General features: G+C 74.3%; 25 protein-coding genes and 1 pseudogene. 11 read left to right on the top strand and 15 right to left on the bottom strand.

Translation table 11 applies throughout. The features are described from left to right. Positions 1-65: 65 nt before the first annotated feature. The 10 genes from AB0B83_RS25720 to eccCa all read right to left on the bottom strand — a co-directional run bounded on the left by AB0B83_RS25720 (position 66) and on the right by eccCa (position 10,260). Positions 66-1,391: a hypothetical protein gene (locus tag AB0B83_RS25720; protein WP_357580314.1), complete on the bottom strand. Its 1,326-nt coding sequence runs from the start codon at positions 1,389-1,391 to the stop codon at positions 66-68. 16 nt (positions 1,392-1,407) lie between these two features. Further along, positions 1,408-1,989: a hypothetical protein gene (locus AB0B83_RS25725; protein ID WP_311410556.1), complete on the bottom strand. Its 582-nt coding sequence runs from the start codon at positions 1,987-1,989 to the stop codon at positions 1,408-1,410. Positions 1,990-2,022: 33 nt separating this feature from the next. After that, the gene (locus AB0B83_RS25730) at positions 2,023-3,552 is read right to left on the bottom strand and encodes a S8 family serine peptidase (protein ID WP_357580315.1); all 1,530 of its coding nucleotides are present in this window, start codon (positions 3,550-3,552) and stop codon (positions 2,023-2,025) included. An 82-nt stretch (positions 3,553-3,634) separates the two neighbouring features. After that, positions 3,635-3,913 (bottom strand): WXG100 family type VII secretion target, encoded by a 279-nt coding sequence (locus AB0B83_RS25735; protein WP_101413905.1) that lies wholly within the window; start codon positions 3,911-3,913, stop codon positions 3,635-3,637. A 28-nt stretch (positions 3,914-3,941) separates the two neighbouring features. Continuing rightward, complete coding sequence (locus AB0B83_RS25740; protein ID WP_089002280.1) at positions 3,942-4,250, bottom strand: WXG100 family type VII secretion target; 309 nt, start codon at positions 4,248-4,250, stop codon at positions 3,942-3,944. A 170-nt stretch (positions 4,251-4,420) separates the two neighbouring features. Continuing rightward, positions 4,421-4,681 (bottom strand): hypothetical protein, encoded by a 261-nt coding sequence (locus AB0B83_RS25745; RefSeq protein WP_132231852.1) that lies wholly within the window; start codon positions 4,679-4,681, stop codon positions 4,421-4,423. Positions 4,682-4,709: 28 nt separating this feature from the next. After that, positions 4,710-5,438, bottom strand: a complete 729-nt coding sequence (locus AB0B83_RS25750) for a hypothetical protein (protein WP_132231854.1) — start codon at positions 5,436-5,438, stop codon at positions 4,710-4,712. Between the two features lie 31 nt (positions 5,439-5,469). Further along, on the bottom strand, positions 5,470-5,763 hold the full coding sequence (locus AB0B83_RS25755; RefSeq protein ID WP_357580316.1) for a hypothetical protein: 294 nt from the start codon (positions 5,761-5,763) through the stop codon (positions 5,470-5,472). Positions 5,764-5,780: 17 nt separating this feature from the next. Beyond that, complete coding sequence (locus AB0B83_RS25760; protein WP_357580317.1) at positions 5,781-6,203, bottom strand: YbaB/EbfC family nucleoid-associated protein; 423 nt, start codon at positions 6,201-6,203, stop codon at positions 5,781-5,783. A gap of 94 nt (positions 6,204-6,297) precedes the next feature. Further along, on the bottom strand, positions 6,298-10,260 hold the full coding sequence (gene eccCa / locus AB0B83_RS25765; protein ID WP_357580318.1) for a type VII secretion protein EccCa: 3,963 nt from the start codon (positions 10,258-10,260) through the stop codon (positions 6,298-6,300). Between the two features lie 168 nt (positions 10,261-10,428). Between eccCa and eccD the strand changes: the two genes are divergently transcribed. Beyond that, on the top strand, positions 10,429-11,826 hold the full coding sequence (gene eccD / locus AB0B83_RS25770) for a type VII secretion integral membrane protein EccD (protein ID WP_357580319.1): 1,398 nt from the start codon (positions 10,429-10,431) through the stop codon (positions 11,824-11,826). Between the two features lie 23 nt (positions 11,827-11,849). On the opposite strand, the gene AB0B83_RS25775 is transcribed toward eccD, so the two are convergent. Beyond that, on the bottom strand, positions 11,850-13,031 hold the full coding sequence (locus AB0B83_RS25775; protein WP_357580320.1) for a type VII secretion protein EccE: 1,182 nt from the start codon (positions 13,029-13,031) through the stop codon (positions 11,850-11,852). Positions 13,032-13,182: 151 nt separating this feature from the next. Between AB0B83_RS25775 and eccB the strand changes: the two genes are divergently transcribed. From eccB to AB0B83_RS25820, 9 genes are all read left to right on the top strand, one after another. Then, positions 13,183-14,739 (top strand): type VII secretion protein EccB, encoded by a 1,557-nt coding sequence (gene eccB, locus AB0B83_RS25780; RefSeq protein ID WP_357580321.1) that lies wholly within the window; start codon positions 13,183-13,185, stop codon positions 14,737-14,739. Between the two features lie 134 nt (positions 14,740-14,873). Beyond that, positions 14,874-15,242 (top strand): hypothetical protein, encoded by a 369-nt coding sequence (locus AB0B83_RS25785; protein WP_151456012.1) that lies wholly within the window; start codon positions 14,874-14,876, stop codon positions 15,240-15,242. Beyond that, a complete protein-coding gene (locus AB0B83_RS25790) occupies positions 15,235-16,473 on the top strand; it encodes a WXG100 family type VII secretion target (protein ID WP_357580322.1) in 1,239 nt (412 codons plus the stop codon). The genes AB0B83_RS25785 and AB0B83_RS25790 overlap by 8 nt, the downstream gene beginning before the upstream one ends. Positions 16,474-16,662: 189 nt before the next feature. Further along, complete coding sequence (locus AB0B83_RS25795) at positions 16,663-17,043, top strand: hypothetical protein (protein ID WP_357580323.1); 381 nt, start codon at positions 16,663-16,665, stop codon at positions 17,041-17,043. Positions 17,044-17,270: 227 nt separating this feature from the next. Then, entirely contained in the window at positions 17,271-18,089 is an 819-nt protein-coding gene (locus AB0B83_RS25800) for a hypothetical protein (RefSeq protein ID WP_357580324.1), read from the top strand. A 46-nt stretch (positions 18,090-18,135) separates the two neighbouring features. Continuing rightward, complete coding sequence (locus AB0B83_RS25805) at positions 18,136-18,468, top strand: YkvA family protein (RefSeq protein WP_357580325.1); 333 nt, start codon at positions 18,136-18,138, stop codon at positions 18,466-18,468. A gap of 31 nt (positions 18,469-18,499) precedes the next feature. Beyond that, positions 18,500-18,907 carry a TIGR03618 family F420-dependent PPOX class oxidoreductase gene (locus AB0B83_RS25810; protein WP_132231872.1) on the top strand — a complete coding sequence of 136 codons (408 nt, stop codon included), beginning with the start codon at positions 18,500-18,502 and terminating at the stop codon, positions 18,905-18,907. A gap of 293 nt (positions 18,908-19,200) precedes the next feature. Then, on the top strand, positions 19,201-19,872 hold the full coding sequence (locus AB0B83_RS25815) for a C39 family peptidase (RefSeq protein WP_357580326.1): 672 nt from the start codon (positions 19,201-19,203) through the stop codon (positions 19,870-19,872). Positions 19,873-20,054: 182 nt separating this feature from the next. Continuing rightward, positions 20,055-20,657 carry a hemerythrin domain-containing protein gene (locus tag AB0B83_RS25820; RefSeq protein WP_357580327.1) on the top strand — a complete coding sequence of 201 codons (603 nt, stop codon included), beginning with the start codon at positions 20,055-20,057 and terminating at the stop codon, positions 20,655-20,657. A gap of 132 nt (positions 20,658-20,789) precedes the next feature. Here the strand turns inward: AB0B83_RS25820 and AB0B83_RS25825 are convergent, their stop codons facing one another. The 3 genes from AB0B83_RS25825 to AB0B83_RS25835 form a co-directional block, all read right to left on the bottom strand. After that, positions 20,790-21,026 (bottom strand): ferredoxin, encoded by a 237-nt coding sequence (locus AB0B83_RS25825; protein WP_132231878.1) that lies wholly within the window; start codon positions 21,024-21,026, stop codon positions 20,790-20,792. 4 nt (positions 21,027-21,030) lie between these two features. After that, a complete protein-coding gene (locus tag AB0B83_RS25830; RefSeq protein ID WP_357580328.1) occupies positions 21,031-22,236 on the bottom strand; it encodes a cytochrome P450 in 1,206 nt (401 codons plus the stop codon). A 197-nt stretch (positions 22,237-22,433) separates the two neighbouring features. Continuing rightward, complete coding sequence (locus AB0B83_RS25835) at positions 22,434-22,616, bottom strand: antitoxin (RefSeq protein ID WP_132231882.1); 183 nt, start codon at positions 22,614-22,616, stop codon at positions 22,434-22,436. A 202-nt stretch (positions 22,617-22,818) separates the two neighbouring features. Here AB0B83_RS25835 and AB0B83_RS25840 point away from each other — a divergent pair, with 202 nt between their 5' ends. Next, positions 22,819-23,943 (top strand): AI-2E family transporter, encoded by a 1,125-nt coding sequence (locus tag AB0B83_RS25840; RefSeq protein WP_357580329.1) that lies wholly within the window; start codon positions 22,819-22,821, stop codon positions 23,941-23,943. 19 nt (positions 23,944-23,962) lie between these two features. On the opposite strand, the pseudogene AB0B83_RS25845 reads toward AB0B83_RS25840, so the two are convergent. Continuing rightward, positions 23,963-24,274: pseudogene (locus AB0B83_RS25845) on the bottom strand (hydrolase); the annotation flags it as partial.

The following is a 24,274-nucleotide window of genomic DNA, read 5'->3' on the forward strand; positions in this document are numbered from 1 at the left end:
CACCCCGCCCGACCTCGTCCCCCCCCCCCCCCGGGGTGGGGGGCCCGCCCAGCGACGTGACTCCGTCAGCGCAGAATGCCCGGCGTACCGCCGCCGTCCGCGCCCCAGACGTCCTCGTCCTCCTCCAGCCAGGTGTTGCGAGGGGTCTCCTCCTCGCCGTAGCCGGCGCCCATGCCGGCCATGCCACCGACGCCCCGCGCGCCCGCACCGACGCCCTTGGCGCCCACGCCGGCGGCACCCGCGCGCCCGCCGCCACGGCCGGCCCCACCGGCCGCACCGCCCATCATCGGGCCCATGCCACCCGCACCGAGCTTGCCGCCGGCGCCGAGCTTGCCACCAGCGCCCCGGCCGCCGCCGCGATTGGCGCCGGCCGCGCCGCCGCCCATCATCGGGCCCATGTTGGGGCTCACCGGCCGGCCGAGCGAGCCGCCGCCCGGGATGACGCCCCCGCCGCCCAGCCCGCCACCGCCACCGCCGCCGAGCCCGGTGGTGCCGGGCAGGCCGCCGCCACCGCCACCGCCGCCGAGCGCGGGGACCGTCGGGGCGCCGGCACCGGCCAGGCCGCTGCCGTAGTCGTCGGCGAGGCTGCCCGTGCTCGGGTCGTAGCCACCGCTGGGGTCGTAACCACCGCTCGGGTCGTAGCCGCCAGTGGTCAGGCCGGGGTGCGCGGTGGAGCCGATCCCGGTGGTCCCGGTCTCGGGCACGCCGGCCCCGCTGAGCGACGGCATGCCACCGCCCGGCATGCCGCCGGTCGAGGGCATCCCGCCCATGCTGGGCGCACCGCCCATCGGACCGGCACCCGGGCCACCGCCCAGGTTCGGGGTCTCCACGTTCGGCGACTGGGTGGTGCCCGGCGTGGTCTGGCCGGGCGTGCCCGAGTCGATGGTCACGTATTCGCCGCTGACCTGGTTGTAGACCTTGGCCGCCTCGTCGGACTTGTCGTTGAGCCAGTCGGCGAGCGAGGTGAGCGGGTCGAGCAGGCCCAGGAAGTCGGGCTTGACCTTCATCTCGAAGAGGCCCGTGTCGATCACGATGCGGCCGTTGCGCGCCTCCAGCACGTCGTTCACGCAGCTCGCGGGGATGGGGAACTCGGCCTGCGCGGCGCTCAGCTTGTCGGCGGCGGTCTTCAGCGACTGGACGATGCCGTTGTGCTTCTCGGCGTCGTCGACGACCCGGCCCGTGTCCGTGGCGATCTGCTTGATGTGGGTCTTGAAGGACTCGTACGCCGGGCCCTTCCACACCTCACCGAGATCGGCGACGTTCGTCTCCAGGCTCTCCTTGACGGAGTTCAGGTTCTTCAGCAGCTGCTCCCAGCCCAGGGCGGCACTGGTGACGTCGCCCGGCCTGCCCGCGACGACGATCTGCTGGCACATCTCTTCCCAGCTCGGCATCCTGTCACCCTCCCGATCAGCCGTTGGATCCGTTGGTGGCGGCTTGGCTGAAGGCGCGCTCCATCTCGGCGGCGGACATGGCGTTCGCCTTCTCCGCCGTCTCGTAGTTCTCCTTGACCTCGCGCAGCGCGTTGGCGGCCTGGTAGAGGTCCTCGGCGAGCTTGCGGACGCTCTGCTGCGTGGTGGTGAAGAGGCTGCCGTGCTTGCGGGCCAGGTCGCCCGCCCGGTCGAAGGCGCCGAGCGGGCTCGTCGCCCCGCCCCCCACGCCGTTCATGCCGCCCGACGCCGCCGCGCCGCCCATCCGGTCCTGGATCTCGACCATCGTGTACGACTGCTTGTTGAGAAACGAGGCGTGCGACTCCAACCACTCGATGGCCTTGTCCAGACTGGACGCGTCCCACTCCGTGTTGTCGCCGCTCTCGCCCGACCCCGGCACCAGGCCGGAGGGGGTCTGCGCCCGGTTGACGTTGTCCATCGTGATGCCGCTGACGTGCACGGTGGGTGCCAGCGGGGTGATGGGCATGTACGGGGTGTCCACCCGGATCTCGTCCGGCTGGTCCGTCCTGTCCACCTGTGGGCTCGTCCGGTCGTCCGTCATCGGTTCCTCCCCGTCGCCGACTGACAATGTGGCTTACTGCTGGTGTCCGCCGGGGGTCGGCGGAGGTGGTGCCGGCGGCGCACCGTACGGGTGGGTTCCGCCGGTGGGCGTCGGGCCGTACCCGGGCGGGGGTCCCGCCTGGGGCGGTGCGGGCGTGCCCGGTGCCCCGCCGGGCGGCGGATAGCCGGGCGCGCCGAACTGCGGGTTGCCGTGCGACCCTTCCGGGGCGCCGCCGGACGGCGGGTGGCCGGGGTGCGGCGGGTACCCGGGCGGACCGGCCTGCGGGCCGGGCGGCGGATAGCCCGGCGGCGGATAGCCGGGCGGGCCGCCGGGCGGCGGGTAACCCGGCGGGCCGGGCCGGGCGACGGCCGCCTTCCGGCGGGACCGGCGCACCAGCACGATCACGAGGATCAGCAACGCGACGGGCACGAGCAGGCAGAGCGCCCCCTGCACCAGCGCGCCCGTGTCCTTCTTCATGCTTATCGACACCGCCGGCCCGTCGTCCTTCTGCGGCGTGGCCGCGCCCGCGGACGGGGCGGCGCCGTCCGGGGCGCCGGCGAGCAGCGGGTGCGCGTCGACCGCCGGCACCGATCGCGTCAGCGCGGCGATCGGGTCGACCGCGCCGAAGCCGTGCTGGCTGTCGCGGCCGGCCGGGCCCAGGTCGCGGGCGGTGCGGATCAGCCGGTTCACCACGTTGGCCGCGTCGAGGTCCGGGTACTTGGCGCGGACCAGCGCCGCCACCCCGGAGGTGATGGCGGCGGCGTCGCTCGTGCCGCTGCCGATGCCGTAACCGTTTGACGACACGGACGCGGACCGGGGAGAAATGATCTCCTGCATCGGCGCGGCGAGCACGGCCTCCCGACCGGTGGCGCTCTGCGCGAAGAACTCGCCGTTCTTCGCCAGCCCGGTCACCGCGATGACGCCGGGGATGTTCGCGGGGCTGGTGACGACGCGGTCGTTCTGCAGCCGGTTGCCGGCCGAGGCGATCAGCACGACGTCCTTGTCGAGGGCGTAGCGGACGGCGGCGATCTCGTCGGGGGTCGCCGCCGTGCCCGTCCCGACGGACATGTTGATCACGTCGGCGCCGGCGTCGGCCGCCCAGCGGATGCCCTTCGACAGGTCTGCCGAATCGAAGGAGTCACCCATCGCAACGGGCAGGATCTTCGCCTCCGGGGCGATGCCCAGGTGCCGCATAGCGCCACCGCCCCGGGACGCGATGATCCCGGCCATCGCCGAACCGTGGGCCTTCCTGGCGTCGTCGTCGCGGCGACCGTCGGCCGCCGTCCCGGAACCGATGCCCTTGCCCGGCAGGACCTGACCGCGCAGGTCCGGCAGGTTGGGGTTGACCCCGGTGTCGATGACCGCGACGGTCACGCCCCTGCCCTTGGTGAGCTTGTGGGCCTGCGGGATCTTCAGGGTGTCGAGGTACCACTGGAGGCCGCGCACCGTGTCGGCGCGGGCCGGGGCCGGCGCGGCCAGTGGACCGGAACCGGCGCCGACGACCACCGTCAGCGCCGCGACGGCCAGCCGGAGCTTGGACCGCGAAGGCTTGCCCGCACGCATGATTCTCCCAGGACCTATCGGCACACAACGCGACGCGGCTCCGGCCCGGTCGAACCGGACCGGAGCCGCGTCGGCGACTGTGTCAGTTCCACGCCTTGGCGTTGCTCATCTCGGTGCTGACGTAGTTCTCGCGGGCGATGCCCACGGCGCCACCGATGTCGTTCAGGATCTTGTTGATGTCCCGGACGGCGGCGTCCCACTGCGCCTGGTGCTGCTCGTAGGCGGCACGGTCCTCGCCGTCCCACTGGAGCTTCGACAGCATCGAACGCAGCGTGTCCAGCTTCTCGTCGATGGTCTTCGAGATGGCCATCATCTGCTGGTTGCTGCTCTCGAGGACCGCGTAGTCGACCTTGATGCTCATGAGTTCCTCCTCTGCTCGGCTCGGCGGATCACGGGTTGAGTGCAGAGTGGAACTTGTCCAGCATCTGCTGCTGCTCTTCGTCGTTGACCTGGTGCGTCGTACCCGACTTGTCGAGCAGGTCGGCGATGTTGTCCATCGCCGTCAGCAGCTTGCCCGTGTCCTCGTTCCAGCGCTGCATGAGCGACTGGAAGCCGGTGGACGCCTGCCCCTTCCAGGCGATGGCCAGGTCGTCGACCACGTTCCACAGCTTCTTCAGCTCGCCGTCGACATCGCTGCGCGTGGAGCGCACGTCACCCGCGGCGGTATGCAGAGTCGCTGCTTCGACCTCGAACGCCATGCTTCACACCCTTCCGTCTTCTTGTGGCGGCGCAGTCGCCGCGTCCTCCCCCGCCGCAAGGCAATCACCCCACCGACGGACACTCAGTCAAGACCGTAGCGGACGGTGTCCATGCCCCGCAGCCCTGCCCCGAGCGGTCGCCCGACCGCCGGCGGAGCGGCCCCTCGCACCTATGCGGAGCGCGAGTACGAGCGCACGTGCAGCACCACCCCGACCACGAAGATCAGGGCGAGCATCGACACGAGCACCCACTGCACCGCGTCGTCGGCGAGGGTGCCGAGGGCCACCGCGAATGCCGCCACCCCGCTGAGCAGGACGAGTTCCATCGCCCTGCGGGCCAGGCGCGACCGGGTGAGCTGCGCGACCAGCCCCAGGACGATGAAGACCGGGATGGTCACCAGCGCGTACCCGAACAACATGCTCTGCCACACGGTGGCCCCCACCTCTCGGCCCGGTCGCTCAGGCCCGGTAGAAGCCCGGGTCCTGCACCCAGTCGATCTGGATGTCCTGGATGTCGGGGTCGGCGTCGCCGGTCGCCCAGCCCGGACGGGAGTCCGAGACGAAGTTGTACTGACTGTTACCGCGGAACGCCGACGCCACCGTGGAGAACAGCGCGCCGATGTCCGTGAAGATGAGCCCGAGGATCGCCGCGGTGGCGGTGAGGCCGGCCACCCCGATCGCCTGCGCCAGCGGCGCGGTCGCGGGGAACGCCTGGAGGGCCACGGCCGCGATGACCGCGATGAGGATCGGCACCAGCGCGCCGACCAGGGCGTCGATCGAGGCGTTGAAGTGGTCGCGGACGGCGGTAAGCGCGTCCTTGTTGGCGTTGAGCGCCTCCGCGAGCGCCCCGATCTCGGCGTTCAGCTTCTGCACGAAGGCGTCGAACGCGTCCCGGTCGTCGAAGTCCCACTCCTCGCTGGACGGGATCACGCTCTCCAGCGCCGCGCCGAACTGGTCGCCGCCCAGGAAGCGGGCCGCGTCGCCCCACTCCTTGATGGACTGGTTGACCTCGTCGTTGTCGAACGTCTCGAGGTGGATGATGGCGGCGGTCAGGAAGGCGGCGCCGACCAGCCACACCCAGTTGGCCCGGGCCGCCCCGGCCAGCGAGCGGACCGGCGCGGTCTGCGCGGCGACGCTGTGCGTCCCCACCACCGAGCCCGAGGAATTCGCGATCAGGATCTCCGGCATCGAGCCCTCCCTGCGTCCCGCACCCGCGAGGTCACTTGACCACCCAGGGCTGGTCCGACTTCTCCCAGTTGAGCGCGCTCTGTTCGAGGTTGGCGGCGGCCCTCTCCAGGTGCTCGACGCCGGTGCGCAGGTTGTCGAGGTGACCGTCGACGGCGTCGTTGTGCGCGCTGACGGCGGACAGGCCGAGCAGCGTCATGGACATGGCCGACAGCTTGACGCCCTCCAGCGCCCGCTGCGCGTTGCGCAGGTAGGCCATCGGGCCGTCGGCGGCCGCGAGCTTCTGCCCGGCCTTGCGGATGGCGTCGACGTCGACGACGTTGGCCACGGGACCCTCTCCTCTCGTCAGCCGCGCAGCCGGCGCAGCGGGTCGTTGAGATCCACCCCGAACTGCTGGAACCACTCCTCGGGGGTGACCTTGCCCGCCTCGGCCCGCCGGACCAGGTCGGCACCGCCGAGCATCTCCTCCAGCAGCTCGCGCTGCCGCTCGGCGTGCGCGTCGTAGGCGGCGTCGATGGCGGCCTGGAGCGACTCGGCCAGGCTGAAGCTGTCCAGCCGCATCGCCCGGGCGTCGATCTGGATGTCGCCGACCTTCATGTCGCCGTCGACGGTGACCTGGACCAGGCCGTCCGGGCTCTCCCCGACGACCCGCAGTTCGGCGCGCTGCCGCTGGAAGTCCGCGAGCCGGCGCTGCTGCTCCTGCGCCTGGCGCAGGATGCCCTCCAGACCGGCTCCGCCCATGCCGCCGGGCGTCCACGATGTGCTCAAAACGGTCCTCTCGTCGGCTGCGACGCTCGTGCCGCAGGTTACCGGATGCCGTCACACCCGGGCGGTCCCGCCGACCGCCGCGTCGGTGGGCGCCTCAGGCCGGCTCCGACCAGGCCGTCTGGATGAGCTGCTGGCCGTCGCGGCGGCGCACCAGGGTGCCCCGGCCGGGCGGCTGCGGGCTCGGCCGCAGCGTGCCGAAGACCGCGCCCTCCTCCCGGTTGCCGGACATCAGCAGGCCGGGCTGGTCCAGCTCGCGCAGGCGTTGCAGGACCGGCTCGTAGAGCGCCCGGGCCACGCCACCCGCGCGCCGGGTGACGATCAGGTGCAGGCCGATGTCGCGGGCCTGGGGCAGCAGCTCGTGCAGGGCGCTGAGCGGGTTGCTCCCACCCGAGGCGACCAGGTCGTAGTCGTCGACCAGGATGTAGAGGTCCGGCCCCTTCCACCAGCTGCGGTCGCGCAGCTGCGCGGTGGTGACGTCCGGGCCGGGCAGTCGGTTGGACAGCGCGCTGCGGATCGAGGCGAGCCCCTGCGCGAACACCTGGTTCGACGGCGCGTAGTCGAGCAGGTGGTCCCCCTCGACCGCACCGAGCAGCCCGCGCCGGTAGTCGGCGATGACCAGCCGGGCCTGCGCCGGCGTGTACCGCTCCGTGATGCCCCGCGCGATCAGCCGCAGCAGGTTGGTCTTGCCGCACTCGGCGTCGCCGAAGACCGTCAGGTGCGGCTCGTTCGCGAGGTCCAGGTAGACCGGGGCCAGCGCCGACTCGTTGACGCCGATCGGCAGGCCCGGCGCCGAGCGGTCCACGACCCGGGCCAGCTCGCTGAGGGGCAGCCTGCGCGGCAGCAGCCGTACCTTCGGCGCCGGCTGGCCCTTCCAGGCCTCCGCCACGTGCCGGGACAGGGCGATGGACGCCTCGGTCAGGTCGTCGATGTCGCGCCGGCCGTCGATCCGGGAGATGGCGGTCAGGAAGTGCAGCTTGTCGCGGGTCAGGCCGCGGCCGGGCGAGCCGGTCGGCACGTTCGCCGCCGCCCGCCGGTCGATCTCCGACTCGTTGGCGTCACCGAGACGCAGCTCCAGCTTCGTGCCGAGCAGGTCCCGCATGTTGATCCGGATCTCCGCCCACCGCACGGCGGTCAGCACCACGTGCACGCCGAAGCCCAGGCCACGGTTGGCCAGGGTGGTGATCGTCTGCTCCAGCTCCTCGTACTCCTGGCGCAGGGTGTTCCAGCCGTCGACGACGAGGAAGACGTCGCCGAACGGGTCGTCGGCGAACTCCCCGGCCGCCCGGCGCCGGCGGTAGCTCGCCACCGAGTCGATGCCGTGCTGGGCGAACCGGTTCTCCCGCTCGTCCAGCACGGCCACCACCTCGGCCACCGTACGGCGTACCGCCTCGGTGTCCCGCCGCCCGGCCACGCCGGCCGTGTGCGGCAGCCCGTCCAGGCTGCGCAGCGCGCCGCCACCGAAGTCCAGGCAGAAGAACTGCACCTCGCGCGGCGTGTGGGTGAGCGCGAGCGAGGCGAGCATGGAGCGCAGCATCGTGCTCTTGCCGCTGAGCGAGGCGCCGACGATCACCACGTTGCCGCCCGCGCCGGCCAGGTCCACGAGCATCGGGTCACGGCGCTGCTCGTACGGCCGGTCCACGATGCCGACCGGAGCGGCCAGCCGCCCGCGACCACGCCACGAGGCGGTGCAGAGGCCGTACCTCGGGTCGACGCTCAGCGGCGGCAGCAGCTCGCCCAGGCCCGGCGGCTCCGCCAGCGGCGGCAGCCAGACCTGGTGCGCCGGGCGGCCCCGCCCCTTCAGCCGGTCGATCAGCACGTCCAGCATCGCCACGGCCTTGCCGTCGGCGGGCTGCTCCGGCTCGGGCGCGTCCGGCACCGGCAGGGTCGGGTTCTGCACCGGTACGAAGTCCACCCCGTACCGGACGATCCGGCGCTGCACCAGCGCCCGCGACGACGCGGCGGCCTGCCCCGGGGCCCGGTACGGCCCGGACACGTACGCGGCCCGGAACCGCAGCATGGTGCTGGTGTCGGTCTTCAGGTAGCCGTGGCCGGGGGCGTTGGGCAGCTCGTACGCGTCGGGCACGCCGAGCACGATCCGGCTCTCCACCGCCGAGAAGGTACGCAGACCGATCCGGTACGACAGGTGGGTGTCGAGGCCGCGCAGCTTGCCCTCCTCCAGCCGCTGGCTGGCCAGCAGCAGGTGCACGCCGAGCGACCGGCCCAGCCGGCCGATCATCACGAAGAGGTCGATGAAGTCGGGCTTCGCGGCGAGCAGCTCGCTGAACTCGTCGCAGATGATGAGCAGGCTGGGCATCGGGTCCAGCGGCTCGCCGGCCGCCCGGGCCTTCTCGTAGTCGTAGCGGGAGACGTAGTTGCCGGCGGCCCGCAGCACCTCCTGGCGGCGGGTCATCTCGCCGGCCAGCGCGTCCTTCATGCGGTCGACCAGCGGCAGCTCGTCGGCCAGGTTGGTGATCACGGCGCTGGTGTGCGGCAGCGCGTCCAGCGAGGCGAAGGTGGCGCCGCCCTTGAAGTCGACAAGGACGAAGTTGAGCTCCTCGGAGGAGTGCGTCACCGCCAGCGCGCCGACGATCGTGCGCAGCAGCTCGCTCTTGCCGGAGCCGGTCGCGCCGATGATCAGGCCGTGCGGGCCCATGCCCTCGTGCGCGGACTCCTTGAAGTCCAGCTCGACCACGTTGCCGTCCGGCCCGACGCCGAGCGGGATGCGCAGCCGGTCGCGGTGGCTGCGCGGGCGCCAGGTCTGCTGCACGTCGACCGCGGCGGCGTCGCCGACGCCGAGCAGGTCCGGCAGCTCCATGCTCTTCGCCAGCGGCTCCTCCGACGTGGTCTGCTGCTGAGAGAGCCGGTACGGGGCTATCTGCCGGGCCAGCCCCTCGGCGGCGGACTCGGTGAGCCGGTCCGGCCGGCCGAGCCGCGACGAGGAGGTGCCGCGGACCAGTTCGAGGGAGCTGCCGTCGCCCACGTCGAGGCAGAGCAGCCAGCGCCCGGCGTCCCGGGGCACGGTGCCGGAGAGGTCGATCACGGTCGCGCCGAGCAGCCCCGGCCCCATGAGCTGGCAGGCCGCCGACACCTCGCCGCCGTCGACGACCACCACGAGGTGCGCCGCGCTGGTCAGCGGCTTCGCCTCCGGCGCGAACCGGGGCCGGCCGGCCAGCTCGCCGGCGAGCGCCTCCTCGGCCTCGGCGAGGCTCGCGAAGACCATCCGGCGGGCGCCCGCCGCGTCGGTCCGAGCGCTGTGGTGGTTGTGCGGCAGCCACTTCACCCAGTCCCAGGACGGCTGCCGGTCGGGCGCGGCGACGATCGCGACGACCATGTCGTCCGGGGCGTGGAAGGTGGCGAGCTGGCCGAGCGCGGCCCGCGTCAGGTCGAGCACCGGCTCCCGGTCGCCGCGCAGCACCACCCGGCTGAACGCCCGCACGGAGAGCGCGGTCGGCAGGTCCGGCACGCTCGAATGGGCGCGGACGAAGCGCCGCAGCGCGATGGCGCTCATCGGCTCCAGGTCCTCGACCGGCTTGGTCTCCGGCGGGACGATCTCCACGGCCAGACGCTGCGGGCCGGTGGCGATCCGGGTCTCGCCGAAGTCGTCCTCGGTGATCCGCCGCTCCCACAGCCGCCGGGAGGCGGCGATCGACCAGAGCGCGTCGGGCTCCGGGTGCCGCCAGGCCATCGCCGCCCGCTGCTGCTCGGCGGCGCGCCGGGTGCGCTTGCGCATCTGGGCCAGGTAGCGCATGTAGTCGCGCCGGTCGGCGTTGAGCTCGGCCTTGTCGTTGTTGCCGTTGCTCAGCGACCCGATCGCCATGCCCAGCATCGAGACGCCGAAGAGGCCGCCGGCGATGTACGTCATCGTGCCGCCGCCCCGGCCGGCGTAGAGGAACGCCATGGCGCCCACGCCGCAGACCATCGGCAGGATCATCAGCAGCTGCCCCATCCCGCGCGGGGTGGGCTCGGGCAGCTCCGGAGGCGACTCCAGCAGCACCTCGCCTCGCGGCAGCGCAGGCCCCGGCTGACGCGGGAGCCGGCGGAACACCACCGTGCTCACGGCTGTCTCCTCCCCAGAAGCGGCCCTGATGAAGTTCGGCGAGCGACCGGAGTCGTCGGGTGGGCATCGTACGTGCCCGCCATCGTAGGTAATCTCCCGTGGGCGTCAGGAACCCGTGCGTCGGCGCCGCCGGCCAGGGGTGATCGTAGAGAGCGCGAGGAGGCCACTGTGGCGACGAAGACGGCGACCGGCGGCCTGAGCCGGATCACCATCGTGGCGCCCCGCACCCGGATGGACCTCGCGCTGCCGTCGGACGTACCGCTCGCCGACCTGCTGCCGACCCTGCTCCGTTACGCGGGTGAGGACCTGGCCGACGAGGGGGTGCGCCACGGCGGCTGGAGCCTGGCCCGGCTGGGCGGCCAGCCGCTGGACGGCGGCCGGACCGCCACGCAGCTCGGCGTCCGCGACGGCGAGGTGCTCTACTTCAACCCCCGGTCGGCCACCGCGCCGGAAATCGTCTTCGACGACGTGGTCGACGCCGTGGCCACCGCCACCAACCAGCGCCCGGGTGCCTGGCAGGTCGGCACCACCCGTTCCTTCGCGGTGCTCTTCGCCGCCGCGGCGCTCGGCGCCGGCGCGCTGGCGGCGCTGTTCACCGGGCCGCCGCACCTGCCGGGCGCGCTGGCCGCGCTGGTCGTCGCGGTCGCCCTGGTGGTCTCCGCGGCCGTGCTGTCCCGGGCCGCCGCCGACAGCGCGACCGGGTCGGTGCTGGGGGTCGTCGGCCTGGCGTACGCGGGCGTCGGCGGCCTGCTGCTGCTCGCCGGCGACCGCCCGCTGACCGGGCTGGGCGCCCCGCACGTGCTCCTCGGCGCCACGGCGGTGGTGCTCTGCGCGGCGGTGGCCGCGCTGGCCGTCGGCGACCGGCTTCCGCTCTTCTTCGGCGCGGTCGCGGTCGGCGCGGGCACCGGCCTCGGCGCGGTGGTCAGCCTGGCCTTCGACACCGACGCGCCGGCGGCGGCGGCCGTCGTCGCCGCGGTCGCGTTCGGCGCGGTGCCGGCGCTGCCGATGGCGGCGTACCGGCTGGCCCGGCTGCCGGTGCCGTCCATCCCGACCGGCCCCGACGACCTGAAGAGCGACACCGAGTCGGTGGACGGCCGCCAGGTCCTCCAGCTCAGCGAGCGGGCCGACGGGTTCCTGACGGGGCTGCTCTGGACGGTGTCGCTGCTGGTGCTGGGCGCCCAGGTCGTGCTCGCGCTGCACGGCAGCCTGCCGGCGGTGCTGCTCTGCCTCGTGCTGGCCCTGCTGTCGCTGCTGCGGGCCCGGCCGTTCCTGGGCCGCGCCCAGCGCACCCCGGTGCTGTTCGCCGGCACGGCCGGGCTCGGCCTGACCGCCGCCGCCACGTTCGGCAACGGTTCGACGGCGGTACGCCTCGGCCTGATCCTCGGCGGCCTGGTGCTCGCGGCCGTGGTGAGCCTGATCTACGGGCTCACCGTGGCCGGCAAGCGGATCTCCCCGGTGTGGGGCCGGCTGCTCGACATCGTGGAGATCATGCTGATCATCGCGCTGGTCCCGCTGGCCTTCTGGGTCGTCGGCCTCTACGGCTGGATCGTCAACCTGCGGCCCTGACCCGCGCTCGGCGTCCCCGGTCCTCAGTCGGTCGGGTGCAGGGTCGTGATCGTGGTGGCGGCCGGGGCGGTGGCGTAGACGCCGGGACCGTGCTGGCCGTCCACGGGGCGGGCCGGGGCGCCGGACCGGCGGGCCACCTCCCGTACCGCCTTGACCAGCGCCTCCACGTGGTCGTCGAGCGCCGCCACCCGGAGCATCGGCGGGGCGACGCGCCCGCCCGGCTGCACCACGACGGCCAGGGTGTGCGAGGGGGCGGACGTCGCCGTCACCGCGTCCACCAGCGGGCCGAACGGCGCGTCGGCCCGGGGCCGCAGGACCAGGCAACGCTGGGTCCAGCCGCCGCCGCGCAGCCCCGTCCAGGTCTCCGCCGGCGGCGTCGGCGCCAGGTCCAGCCCGGCCGCCGAGACGACCGCCGCGCGCAGCTCGTCGCGGCTGAGGGGGCGGTGGTCGAGCCCGGCGGCGGTCAACGCCTTGCCCAGCCGGCCGATGCCGGCGGAGAGCGTGCGGTGCACGCCGGGCATGCCGCCGCCCCGGCTGACGGTCTCGACGCGGGCGTCGCGTACGGAGAGCCGCAGCGCCAGCCAGACCGTCCGGTGGGCCGCGGGTGGCGCCCCCGGCGCCGGGTACCAGACGAGGGTGTGCGAGACGACCTGGGCGCGGGTGACCGGGCCGGTGAAGTCGGCGAGCACGCGCAGCGCCCGGTCCAGCACCGACGCGTCGACCGATCCGGCGGGCACCCCGGCGTGGCCCTGCAACGCCACCGCCGCGAACCAGCCCTGCGCGTCCTGCCCGATGCCGAGGCGGGTGCCGCGGTCCGTGAGCTCGGTCACAGTCAGCTCCGGGGCCAGAGGGGCCAGCCTGGGGTCGGCTCCGCCGCCCGCCGCGACGGCGCTCCTGGCCGCCTCCCGACGCCGCCGCAGCCGCCGGCGCAGCAGCAGGTCCTCGTACCACCAGCGGCCACCCCGGCGGGCGAAGACCGCGCCCACCACCGCCAGCGACAGCACCCCGACGGTGGGGGCCAACCAGCCCGGCCCGCCCAGCGCCGCCCAGACGGCCAGGGCGCAGAGTTCCAGCACCACGAGCTGCCCCACGGCCACGGGCCCGATCCGACCACGGCCGCGCCGGTCGGCCGGGACGACCGGCCGCTGGGCGACGCCGGACGGCTGCGGTGCCGGACGACCGGGTGGCGCCTGAACCTGCGTCATCGCTGACAGTCCCTTTCTGGACGGCGGAGCGTCCGCCGGATCGGGTCGGGCGCTGGTCCCGGTGACCCGTCGACGGCCCCTTATCGTAGGGAAGCCCGCGACACCGACTCGGACCTGCTCGTCGCGGACCCACCCCCGCCGGAGGTAAGTCATGCGGACCCGCCGCGACCAGGTGCAGGCGTACCGCTTCGTCACCCGCCGGATCGTCTCGGCGCTGCTGTCGGGCGACCCCGAGACCAGCAACCTGCCGATGCGGCGGCTCGGCATGGCGGTCTTCGGCAGCGTCATCGCCGCGGCCGTGGTGCTCGGTGGCGTCGGCGCGTACGGGCAGTTCACCGGCAACACGGCGCCGCTGGAGCCGAACACCCTGGTGATCGAGCGGGAGACCGGGGCGACGTACGTCTTCGTCGACGGGCAGCTGCACCCCACCCTCAACTACGCCTCCGCCCGACTGATCATCAACGAGCCGGCCCCGCAGGTCCGCACGATGTCCCAGGCGTCGATCCGGGACCGGCCCCGGGGCCGTACGGTCGGCATCGTCGGCGCCCCCGACGCGCTCCCGGACCGCAAGTCCCTGACGGGCCTGCCCTGGTCCGTCTGCGACGTCCCGGACCCGGCCGATCCCCGCCGCTCCGGCACCCGGGTGGTGATCGACCGTCCGCTGCCCGGTGGTGCGCCGCTCGGCGACCGGGCCGTGCTGGTGGAGGCCGACGGCCAGCGGCACCTGCTCACCGGCGACCGGCGGTTGCAGGTGACGGGCGGCGACTCCGCGCTCGCCGCGCTGCGGATGGCCAACGCGCCCCGCCTGCCCGTGGGGCAGCAACTGCTCAACGCCGTGCCGGCCGGGCCGGTCATGCGGCAGCCGACCATCGCCGGCGAGGACGAGGCCAGCACGCTGACCGAGCGCCCGGCCAAGGTCGGTCAGGTCTTCCGGGCGGCGGGCCAGCACTACGTGCTCACCCGGGAGGGTCTCTCCGCGATCGGCGAGATCAGCGCGCTGCTGCTGCTGCGCGACGGCGGCCAGGTCACCGACATCACCCCGGCGCAGGCCGGCAAGCTGCTGACCGACGAGCGGGCGGAGGAGGCCGGGATGCCGCAGGCCCTGCCCGCGCTGCACCCGGTCACCGCGGGCCGGACGGCGGTCTGCGCGACCTACCGGGCGGGCACCGACGGCGGGCCGCCCACCACCACGCTGGAGGTCTTCGACCGGGTGCCGGCGGAGCTGGCCGCGCCCGGCGGGGTGCCCGTGCGACAGAGCGCGCGCGACGGCGTGCGTACCGCCGAGGGCGTGCTGCTGCCCGGGGGCAAGGGCGTGCTCGTGCAGGCCACGCCCGGGTCCGGCGAGAGCGGCACGGCCGCCCCCGGCGCCACCGTCCACCTGATCAGCGCCCAGGGCGTCCGCTACCCGCTCGGCGTCGGCGCCATGTCGGCGCTCGGCTACGAGGGGGTCACCCCGCTGGCCGTACCGGCGTCGCTGCTGGCCCTCGTGCCCACGGGGCCGACGCTCTCGCGGGACGACGCGCTCGCCCACTTCGCGCCCGGCCCCGCGCCGTCGGCCCCGGCGAAGCCGTCGGCCGGCGCGGCGAAGCCGACGGGCAGCCCCGCGCCGGAGCGGTCCGGTACGCCGGTGACGCCCTCCGGGCAACCGGCGTCGGACGCGCCGGCCTCGCCGGACGGCTCGTCCGCCAGCCCGGGAGCGGACGGCTGAGGTCGGCCCGCTCGCGAGCGGAGCCGGACCCGCGCGTGACGGATCGACGCCGGTGGCGGGTCGCCCGCGTCGCACCCGTCGACTAACCTGAGCCCTGCCAACGGTTAGCGACGATGACGTACGGGGATGCTGCCATGACCGGGCGCACGACAGTCGACCTGCTGTCCCTGGAAGACTTCCACCAGAAGTTGGCCAACCGGCTGACCGAGGCGGAGAAGGCGTTGCGGAAGCTGAGCACCGAGATGCAGTGCCGGCCCCCGGCGCTGGGCTCGTTCGCCGACGCCACCGAGAACTCCCGCCGCTACTCCGAGATCCACCAGTCCTACGTGGACCAGGTCGACCGGCTGCGTGCGGCGGTGAAGGCCGCGCAGAGCGCCACCGCGACGATCCTGGCCAACTACCGCACCGCCGAGGAGCGCAACGCGGCCAACTCCGCCGACATCGCCGCCGCGCTGAACGGGGTGGACGACGCGTTGAAGCGGAAGGAGGATCCGCGTGTCTGAATACACCCAGCGCTACCAGCACGTCAGCCACCAGCAGCTCTACGACGCCGTGATGGCCGGCCAGCCGGGCCAGATCGACGGCGTCGCCGCGCAGTGGACGGCGCTCAAGGGCATGCTCGACGGGCTGTCCCGCGAGCTCAGCGGCGACCTCGACAAGCTCGCCAACACCTGGACGGGCTCGGCCTCGCAGGAGTTCCAGCGGCGGTTGACGCTCGTCACCGACTACGCCGACAAGCTCGGCGAGGGCATGGCGGACGTGAGCCGGGGCCTGACCCTGATGTCCGGCGAGCTGCGCACCGCCCGCGAGCAGGCGGAGAGTCCGGCCGAGACCGACGACCACGACCAGGCGCTCTCCGGCGCGGCCAAGGGCGCCGTGTTCGGCGTGCCGGGCATCGTGGTCGGCGGGCTGCTGGGGCACCAGCAGGACAAGGCCGAGCAGGAGAAGGCCCACCAGCGCATGGTCAACGTGGTGGCCGAGCTGGCCGCCGGCTACGACCTCTCGGCGTACGGCCGGCTCGTCCCGCCGCCCCCGCCGCATCCGGACATCCCTGGCACGACCAGCCGCGATTCGACGCCCCCGCGCAGCGGCCCGGGCGCCAGCACGCCGACGGCCGCGCCGAAAACCTCCGGCCTCGCCGGGCAGCCCGGCGGCGCCACCGTCGCGGCCCCCGACCGGCCGAGCTCCGGACCGGGCGGCGGCGCGACCGGGACGCTCGTCCCGGGCGCCGTCGGCGGCGGGCAGCCGGGCGGCGGCGTGACCGACGGCGTTCCCGGCGGCGTCCCGGCCGGCACCTCCCTCGCCGGCGCCACGGTGCTGACCGGCACGCCCCCCACGACGGGTCCCGTCGGGCTGGGCGGCACCTCGACGGCCTCGGCCGGCGGGCCGGGCCTCCAGTTCGGCCCGGCGGGCGGCGTGCTCGGCACCGGAGCCCTCGCCGCGAGCGGCAACGCACCGGCCTCGGCGGTCCGGTCCGCCGGCGGCACTCCGGTGGCGGACAACCGGTCCGCGACCGGGATGGGCCGGCGCTTCGACAACGGCGCACGACAGGGCGGCGACCGGGCGGCCAGTGGGACGGGACGCGGCGGGGCCGGTCGCCCCGGCGTCCTGGGCGGCGCCCGGGGCACGCACGACGACGACGCCGACGGCCGGCTGACCTGGCTGACGGAGGACGACATGGTCTGGGGCGACGGCGCAGCCGCCGCTCCGCCCGTGCTCGGCACCGACAGCTGACGCGCACCAGCACGACGATGGCCCACCCGGCGGGCGTACCACCGGGTGGGCCGTCGCACGTGCGGCGTCGGTCCCAGCGGGCGCAGTCGCACCCGCCCGACGATCCTTTTCGGACATCGTGGCGGCGGTCACCCGATCCCGGGCCGTCGGCGCGCTGCACGAGCCCGGCCCGGGCGATAGGTTGGACGGGTGCCCTCCGTAGCGTCCGTCGACCCGTTCTGGTCGGTGACGCTGCGCTCCCTGCGTGAGCTGACCCGGCTGGCGGTCGCCGCGCTGGTGCTCGCCGTGGGCCTCGGCGGCGCGACCGCCGCATCGGCCCCGGCACCGTTCGCCGCCGTCACCGCCCCCGTTCCGGCCGCCGTCCCGGCCGGCGCGAGCGCCCCGCTCACCCCACCGCTGTCGCGCCGCGAGCCGGTGGCCGAACAGGCCGACGGCTTCGCCGCCCCGCCGGCGGTCCGGCACGACGACACTTTGGCCGACGCCGCCGCCGTGGCGGTCGCCCGCCCGGACGGCCCCGCCCGCGAGCCCGGCAGGGGCGTCCCCGCCCGGCGCGGTCCGCCCGCCGCCTGAACCGTCGGCCACCGGCTCCGCATCCGGGGCGACGGACGGCGACGGACCGCCGCCACGCGCGTCCGTCCGCCCGGCCCCGGCCGCCACGTCACCGGCGGCCACCCGTCGGTCCGTCGCCGGAGCGGCCACCGCCGCGGTACGCCCGCACGCGCGCCCACGATGCCCACCCGCCCGCACGCCGGGCACAGACCCTGTCGATTCCCTCGATCGACCGCGAGGTGCTGACCATGGAAAACGTGTTCTCCTCCGTCCTGCTCGACGTGCCCCGGGCCGCCGTGATCTGGCTGAGCCTGCTCGGGGTCGTCGCCGTCACCGTGGCCGGCCTGGTGCTGCGTCCCGGCCGGCTCCGCTTCGACGCCGGCTCCCGCATCCGGCGCGCCGCGATGCCGAGCGAGTTGGAACGGGTCGAGGAGGAGCGCGAACGTTCCCGGTACGCGGGGGAGGTCTCGGTCGCCGCCGAACGGGCCGCCACCACCGCCGCCCGCCTGCGGGCCGAGTGGCTGACCGCGCAGGAGGAGGTCGAGGCGGCCTGGCAGGCGTACGAGGCCGCCGAGGCGGACGTGCGCCGGCTGGCGGTCACCGAGGCGATGCCCCTTCCGCGTACCGTCCGGACGCCCGCCGAGTACGCCGAACGCGAGCGCTTCCTGCACCGGGCCGCCCTCGACGCGTACTGGCGCAAGGAGTTGTCGGTCGAACAGCTCAGCGACGTCTTCGCGCACCGCGACGGGTGGGACCCCCGGCTGCACCCGGTCGAGCAGGAACTGGTGCTGCGCCGGGCGGTACGCGACAACCTGCTCGCCCGGCAGCGGGCGGCCCGGGAGCGGGAGCAGTCGGCGTGGCGGGCGGCCGAGAACGCCGCCGAGGCGGCGCGCAGCCTGCGGGACGAGGCGTTCGCCGCGGTCAACCGCCGTCCCGAGGAGTCGGAGTCGCTGCTGCCGCTGGTCGAGGGGGCCGGGGTGGCTGAGCAGACCCGGGAGTTCCCGGTGCTGACCGGCCGCGAGGTGCCGTCGGTGGCCCGGGGCCGGGCGGCGGTTCCCGCGTACTGACCGGCATGGCCGGGCGGAACCGGTCCCGCTGGGCTAGCGTGACGGCATGTCCAGGGAGGCGTGGATCGTCGTCGGCGTCGTGGCTGTCGTCACGCTGGTCGGCGCGGTGGTGCTGGCCGTCCGCGTGATCCGCACCCGGCGCCTGCTCGGCACGCTCGGGCTGAACGGCAAGCTCGCCTTCTACGGGGCGCTGCTCTACACCGTCCTGCCGATCGACCTGCTTCCCGACCCCATCTACCTGGACGACATGGCGGTGTTGACCGGCGCGCTGCTCTACCTGGGCAGGCTGGTCCGGCAGCGCCGCGCCGCGAGCGCGCCGCTGCCCGGGGCACCCGACGCGCCGTCCGGCGCCGACCGGGCGCACCGTCGCGTGCCATGATCGGCGCCGCGCCACGAGACAGGGGACGGACATGCCCGGCGACCATCGGTTGGCGCCCCACGACGAGCGGGTCGTGGCGTTCTGCCGGGAACGGCACCTGGCCACGCTGACCACCCTGCGCCCGGACGGCACCCCGCACGTCGTACCGGTGGGGGTCACCTTCGACGCGTCGACCGGGCTGGCCCGCGTCATCACCGGTGGGGCGTCCCGCAAGGCCCGGCACGTCGCCGCCGCCGGCCCCGGGGGCGCCCCGGTGGCCGTCTGCCACGTCGACGGGCGGCGCTGGCTCACCATCGAGGGGCGGGCCGTCGTGCGCTCCGACCGGCCGGCCGTCGCCGAGGCCGAGCGCCGGTACGCCGAGCGCTACCGGACGCCCCGCCCGAATCCGGACCGGGTGGTCATCGAGATCGCGGTTACCCGCCTGCTGGGCAGCCTGTGACCGGTTGACCGGTTCGTCCCGTCCCGCACCCCCACGTACGCCTGACCGGTCCGGGTGTGACGCGGGGCATCCGTACGCCGGAATCCTGCCGCCCGTGGCCCGGTTGAACCTCGACGTGCGGCCGGTGCACCCCCGGCCGTGGGCCTGGAATGCCCACCGGAGCAGGGCCGTTGCATCCCTGAGTACGCCCGTGGGCCGACCGCCCCGGGCCGTCGAATTCCCCGAGCCGAGCGCCTCCCGGTGCTGCGCGCCCCGGTCCCCCGGCGGCGTCGACCCCCGATTGGAGCCCGACCATGAAGCCGATCGTCCAGAAGAGCGGTCTCTCCGTCGCCGGCCTGCTGGTGGCCGGCGGATGCCTCGCGGGTCCGGCGGTGACCGCCCAGGCGGCGCCGGCGGCGACCACCCCGGTCGGCGCGGTGCACACGGACGACCGCGCCGCCAAGAACGGCCGCGCCGACCGGCGAGCCGAGCGCGCCGTGGGCATCGAGTACCAGGCGCAGCCCAACTTCTACTACTGCGGCCCGGCCGCGACCCGGATCGCCCTGTCGGCGCTGGGCCGGGCGCTCCCCCAGGACGAGGTCGCGAAGAGGCTGGGCACCACCGAGGCCGGCACCGACTCGGCCCTGGACATCACCCGCGTGCTCAACGAGCTGACCGGCCGCGGGTACCGGACCACCGAGATCCCGGATCCGGTTGCCAAGCCGGAGCAGGTCGACCGGCTGCGGTCCGACGTCGTCGCGGCCCTCGACAAGGGCCAACCGGTGGTGGCCAACATCAAGGGCACCGCAGTCGACACGGTCGGCAACCCGCACTCGTACGAGGGCGGGCACTACCTGACCCTGGTGGGCTACCGGGACGGCGGCGACCTGATCCGGATCGCCGATCCGGCCGCCCCCGAGGGCGAGTACTGGATGACCCTGGAGAAGGTCGCCAACTGGATCGCCGAGCGCGGCTACTCGTCCTGATCCGACCCGACCCGACGGGGGCCGGCCTCCTACGGGGGCCGGCCCTCTGCCGTGCCGGCGCGACGGGCGCCCGCCGAGCACGGGACGCGGGTCGGCGACACATCGATGACCGGTGGGTTCGGTGGACGGTTCCCGGGTACCAGGCCCACAACCGACCGTTCCGCAACCGGTAAGGGGCAGGCATGACCAACCCACAGGACATCAGGGGTCAGGACGTCGTGGACGTCCTGACCGCCGACCACCGTGAGGTCGAGGCACTCTTCGTGCAGTTGGAGAGCCGGCAGGGCACCCCCGAGCACCGCCGGCAGTTGGCCGACGTGGTGATCGCCGAGCTGGTCCGGCACGCCGTCGCCGAGGAGATGCACGTCTATCCGACCGCCCGCAAGGCGCTGCCGGACGGCGACCAGCTCGCCGAGCACGAGATCTCCGAGCACGCCGACGCCGAGCGGACCATGAAGGAGCTGGAGGCGGTCGACCCGTCCGACCCGCGCTTCGACGAGCTGCTGGCGCACCTGACGAGCACGATCCGGCACCACGTCAAGGACGAGGAGTCGGACCTCTTCCCCCGCCTGCGCGCCGCAGTCGCCACCGAGGAGATGGTCGAGCTGGCCGGCAAGGTGGAGGCGACCAAGAAGACCGCCCCGACCCGGCCGCACCCGGCTGCGCCCGACCGGCCGCCGGCGAACCGGCTGCTCAACCCCGGCGCCGGTCTGGTGGACCGGATGCGGGACGCGCTGAGCGGCCGCGTCACGTCGGCGGCGGAGCTGGGCCAGCAGCAGCGCTGACCGCCCCCGCCCATGGTGGCCACGCCCGGCCCGGGGCGTGGCCACCGGCATGTCGCCGGCCGGCGCGGAGGGCGACCACCGGGCGAGCCACGCGACCCGCCCGGCCCAGGCCTCCGGCAGGACCGGCCCGGCTCAGGTCTCCGGGGCGATCCGGCGCAGGCCGTCCGCCTCGGACACGATGACCGCCTCCATCGGGCAGGAGTCCGCGGCGTCCACCAACGCGTCGTCGGGCGCCACCCGCTCGGCCAGCGGGCGGGCCAACCCGTCCACCAGCACGAAGTGCCTCGGCGCGGTGCCCGCGCAGATCCCCGACCCGATGCACCGGGTCGGGTCCACGTGCACCCGCCACTGCTCGTCCGTCGCACTCATCTGTTCACCACCTCACCGGCATGGCGACGAGCCCCCGGACCAGCAGGCCGCTCTTCCAGGTCAGCTCGGATTCCGGCACGGCCAGCCTCAGGTCGGGCGTGCGGGCGATCAGCGTCTCCAGGACGACCTGGAGCTCCATCCGGGCGAGCTGTGCGCCGACGCAGTGGTGCACCCCGTGCCCGAAGCCGAGGTGGGGGTTGACCTGGCGGGTCAGGTCGAGCCGGTCCGCGTCGGCGAAGACCGTCTCGTCCCGGTTGGCCGACGAGATCGACACCACCACCGGCTCGCCGGCCCGTACCAGCACGCCGCCGACCTCGATGTCCTCCAGGGCGTAGCGGGCGAAGGCCGAGGACGCGCCGAGCGGCACGTACCGCATCAGCTCCTCGACGGCAGCCGGCACCAGGTGCGGCCGCGACCGGAGCCGGGCCCACTCGTCCGGGTGGGTGAGCAGGGCGTACACGAAGTTGGGGATCTGGGTCACCGTCGTCTCGTGCCCTGCCGCGAGCAGCCCGGCGGCCAGGCGCACGACCTCGTCCTCCGCGAGCCGGTCGTCGGCGTCCCGGGCCCGGACCATCGCGCCGATCAGGTCGTCGGTGGGTTGCTCGCGCCGCCGCGCGATCAGCTCGCCCATGTACGCGAGGAGACTGTCGATGTACTCCTGGGCCTGCTCCGGGCTCAGCGAGGTGGTCGACACGATCGCCTCGGACCAGGTGTGGAAGCGGTCCTGGTCGGCCACGGGGACGCCGAGCAGGTCGCAGATGACCCGGATCGGCAGCGGGGTGGCCAGGTGCTCCACCAGGTCGGCCGGCGGACCGGCCGCGAGCATGCCGTCCACCAGCTCGTGGGCCACCTCCCTGGTCCGGGGTCGCAGCTCCTCCACCCGGCGGGCGGTGAACGCCTTCGCCACCAGGCGACGCAGCCGGGTGTGCTCCGGCGGGTCCATCGACAGGATCCCGCCCTCCTGCTGTCGCGGCGAGTTGCGGGGCTCGTCCCGGTCCACCGAGGCGGCCCGGCTGAACCGCGCGTCGCCGAGCACGGTCCGGACGTCGGCGTGCCGGGTGGCGAGCCAGGCCGGCTCGCCGAACGGCATCCGGATCCGGGTGAGCGGTTCGTCCCGGCGCAGCCGGGCGTAGCGCGGGTCGAGGTTGAGCCGGTCGGGGTCGCTGAACGGATAGCGGTGGGGGACGGTCGTCTCGGAGGCCTCGGTCACCGGATGACTTCCTCTCGTCACGGCGCCCCAAGGGGAGGGCGCCGGTCCGGTCGGGGATGACTCCACTTTGAGTCATGTTCCGACTGCGGATAGTAGCGAGAGTGGTCGATCCTTGGCTAGCGGTACGCGTCGATCCGTCAGGAAGCAGTCGTCCCGGGTCACCTGCCTGCGCGGCGACCCGGGACGCTACGAGGGGTTCAGCGGACCTGGTCGCCTTCGCCGGTGCGCGCCTGGGCCTGGTCGACGCCCTTGTCGATCTGCTCGTCGTACTTGCCGCCCGTGCGCTTGTCGGCCATGTCGCCGCCCTTCTCCAGGCCCTTGTCGACCTGCTCGTCGTGCTTGTCGGCGAAGTCCTTGGCCTTGTCCATGAAGTCGCTCATCGGGGTCCTCCTCGAAGCCGGTTCCGATCTCTGCCTTCCCTGGGCCCGAGGGCTCAAACGCGACGGAGCAGCAGCCCGGGGGCGTTCGGGAAACCGGCGGTCGACCCCGACGCCCCGGCCGCCCATCTAGCGTGAAAGGGGACGCGGGTGTCGGAGGGACGCCGGCCGGGTACCGACTCGCCGGAGATCGAGGAGGGCCGACGTGGTCGCAGACGATGCCGGGCGTACGCCCGAGGGAACGCCAGGCCGGGGCGCCGGCTCCCGACAGACCTGGGCCGCGCTCCCCTGGCTGGTCCGCTCGGCCGTGGTGTGGAGCGCCTGCCTGGTGGTGGTCGTCGCCGGGCTGTACCTGCTGGGGAAGATCGCGGTGCTGCTCGCGCCGCTGGCCATCGCGCTGGCCGTCACCATCTTCCTCACCGCGCTGCTCGACCCGGTGCAGCTCGCGCTGCGCCGGCTCCATCTGCCCGCCGCACTGGCCGCACTGCTCACCGTACTGCTGCTGCTCGGCCTGCTGTTCGGCGTCGGCGCGCTGGTGTGGAGCCTCACCGCCAACCAGTTCAGCGAGTTGAGCGACGAGCTGGGGCAGGGCCTGCAACGGACCCGGGACTTCGTGACCTCGACGCTGCCGGTCAGCGACACTCAGCTCGACCAGCTGCTCGACCAGGCCCGCCAGGGGCTCGGGCAGGGCACCGTCGACCCGGTCTCCGGCGCCAGGACGGCCGCGGAGGTGCTCGGCTCTGCGCTGCTCGCGCTCGTCCTGCTGTTCTTCCTGCTCAAGGACGGCAGGTCCATGTGGCGCTGGACGCTGTCCCGCACGACCGGGCCGAACCGGGAGGTGACCGCCGAGGCCGGCCGGATGGGTTGGCGGACGCTCGGCGCGTACAGCCGGGGCACGATGCTGATCGCCGCGATCGACGCGATCGGCATCGGCCTGGCGCTGGTGGTGCTCCGGGTGCCGCTGGCCTTCCCGCTCGCGCTCATCACCTTCTTCGGCGGCTTCATCCCGATCATCGGGGCGACCGTGGCCGGCGCCGTGGCGGTGCTGGTCGCGCTCGCGGCGAAGGGGCCGGTGACCGCACTGCTCGTCCTCGCCGCCGTGATCACCGTCCAGCAGGTCGAGGGCAACCTGCTCGAGCCGCTGGTCATGAAGCGTCAGGTGCGCCTGCACCCGGCGGTGATCCTGGTGGCGGTGACCGCCGGCACCCTGATCGCCGGCATCGCCGGGGCCTTCGTCTCGGTGCCGATCACCGCCGTCGTCTGGCGGATGATCGACACCATCCAGCAACACCGCCAGCGCCCGACGCCCGCGCCCCCGGCCCCCGCCTGACCACCTGCCGGGTGGGTCCTCAGTGCGGGGTGGGGAGGTGGGTGGTGAACCAGTCGGCGGCGCTGTGCGCCACCTGTTCCAGGGTGCCGGGCTCCTCGAAGAGGTGGGTCGCCCCCGGGATCACCGTCAGCTCGGCCGTGTCCGGCAGCGCCTCCTGGGCCTGCTCGTTGAGCGTGATCACCTGCTCGTCCAGGCCGCCGACCAGCAGCAGCGTGGGCGCGCGCACCTGGTCGAGCGCGGCGCCGGCCAGGTCGGGACGGCCGCCCCGGGAGACCACCGCGCCGACGAGGTCCGGCCGGGGCGCCCCCCCCCCCCGGGCGGGGGGGGCCCC

The sequence above is a fragment of the Micromonospora sp. NPDC049060 genome (genome assembly GCF_040649055.1).
GTDB lineage: Bacteria > Actinomycetota > Actinomycetes > Mycobacteriales > Micromonosporaceae > Micromonospora > Micromonospora reichwaldensis.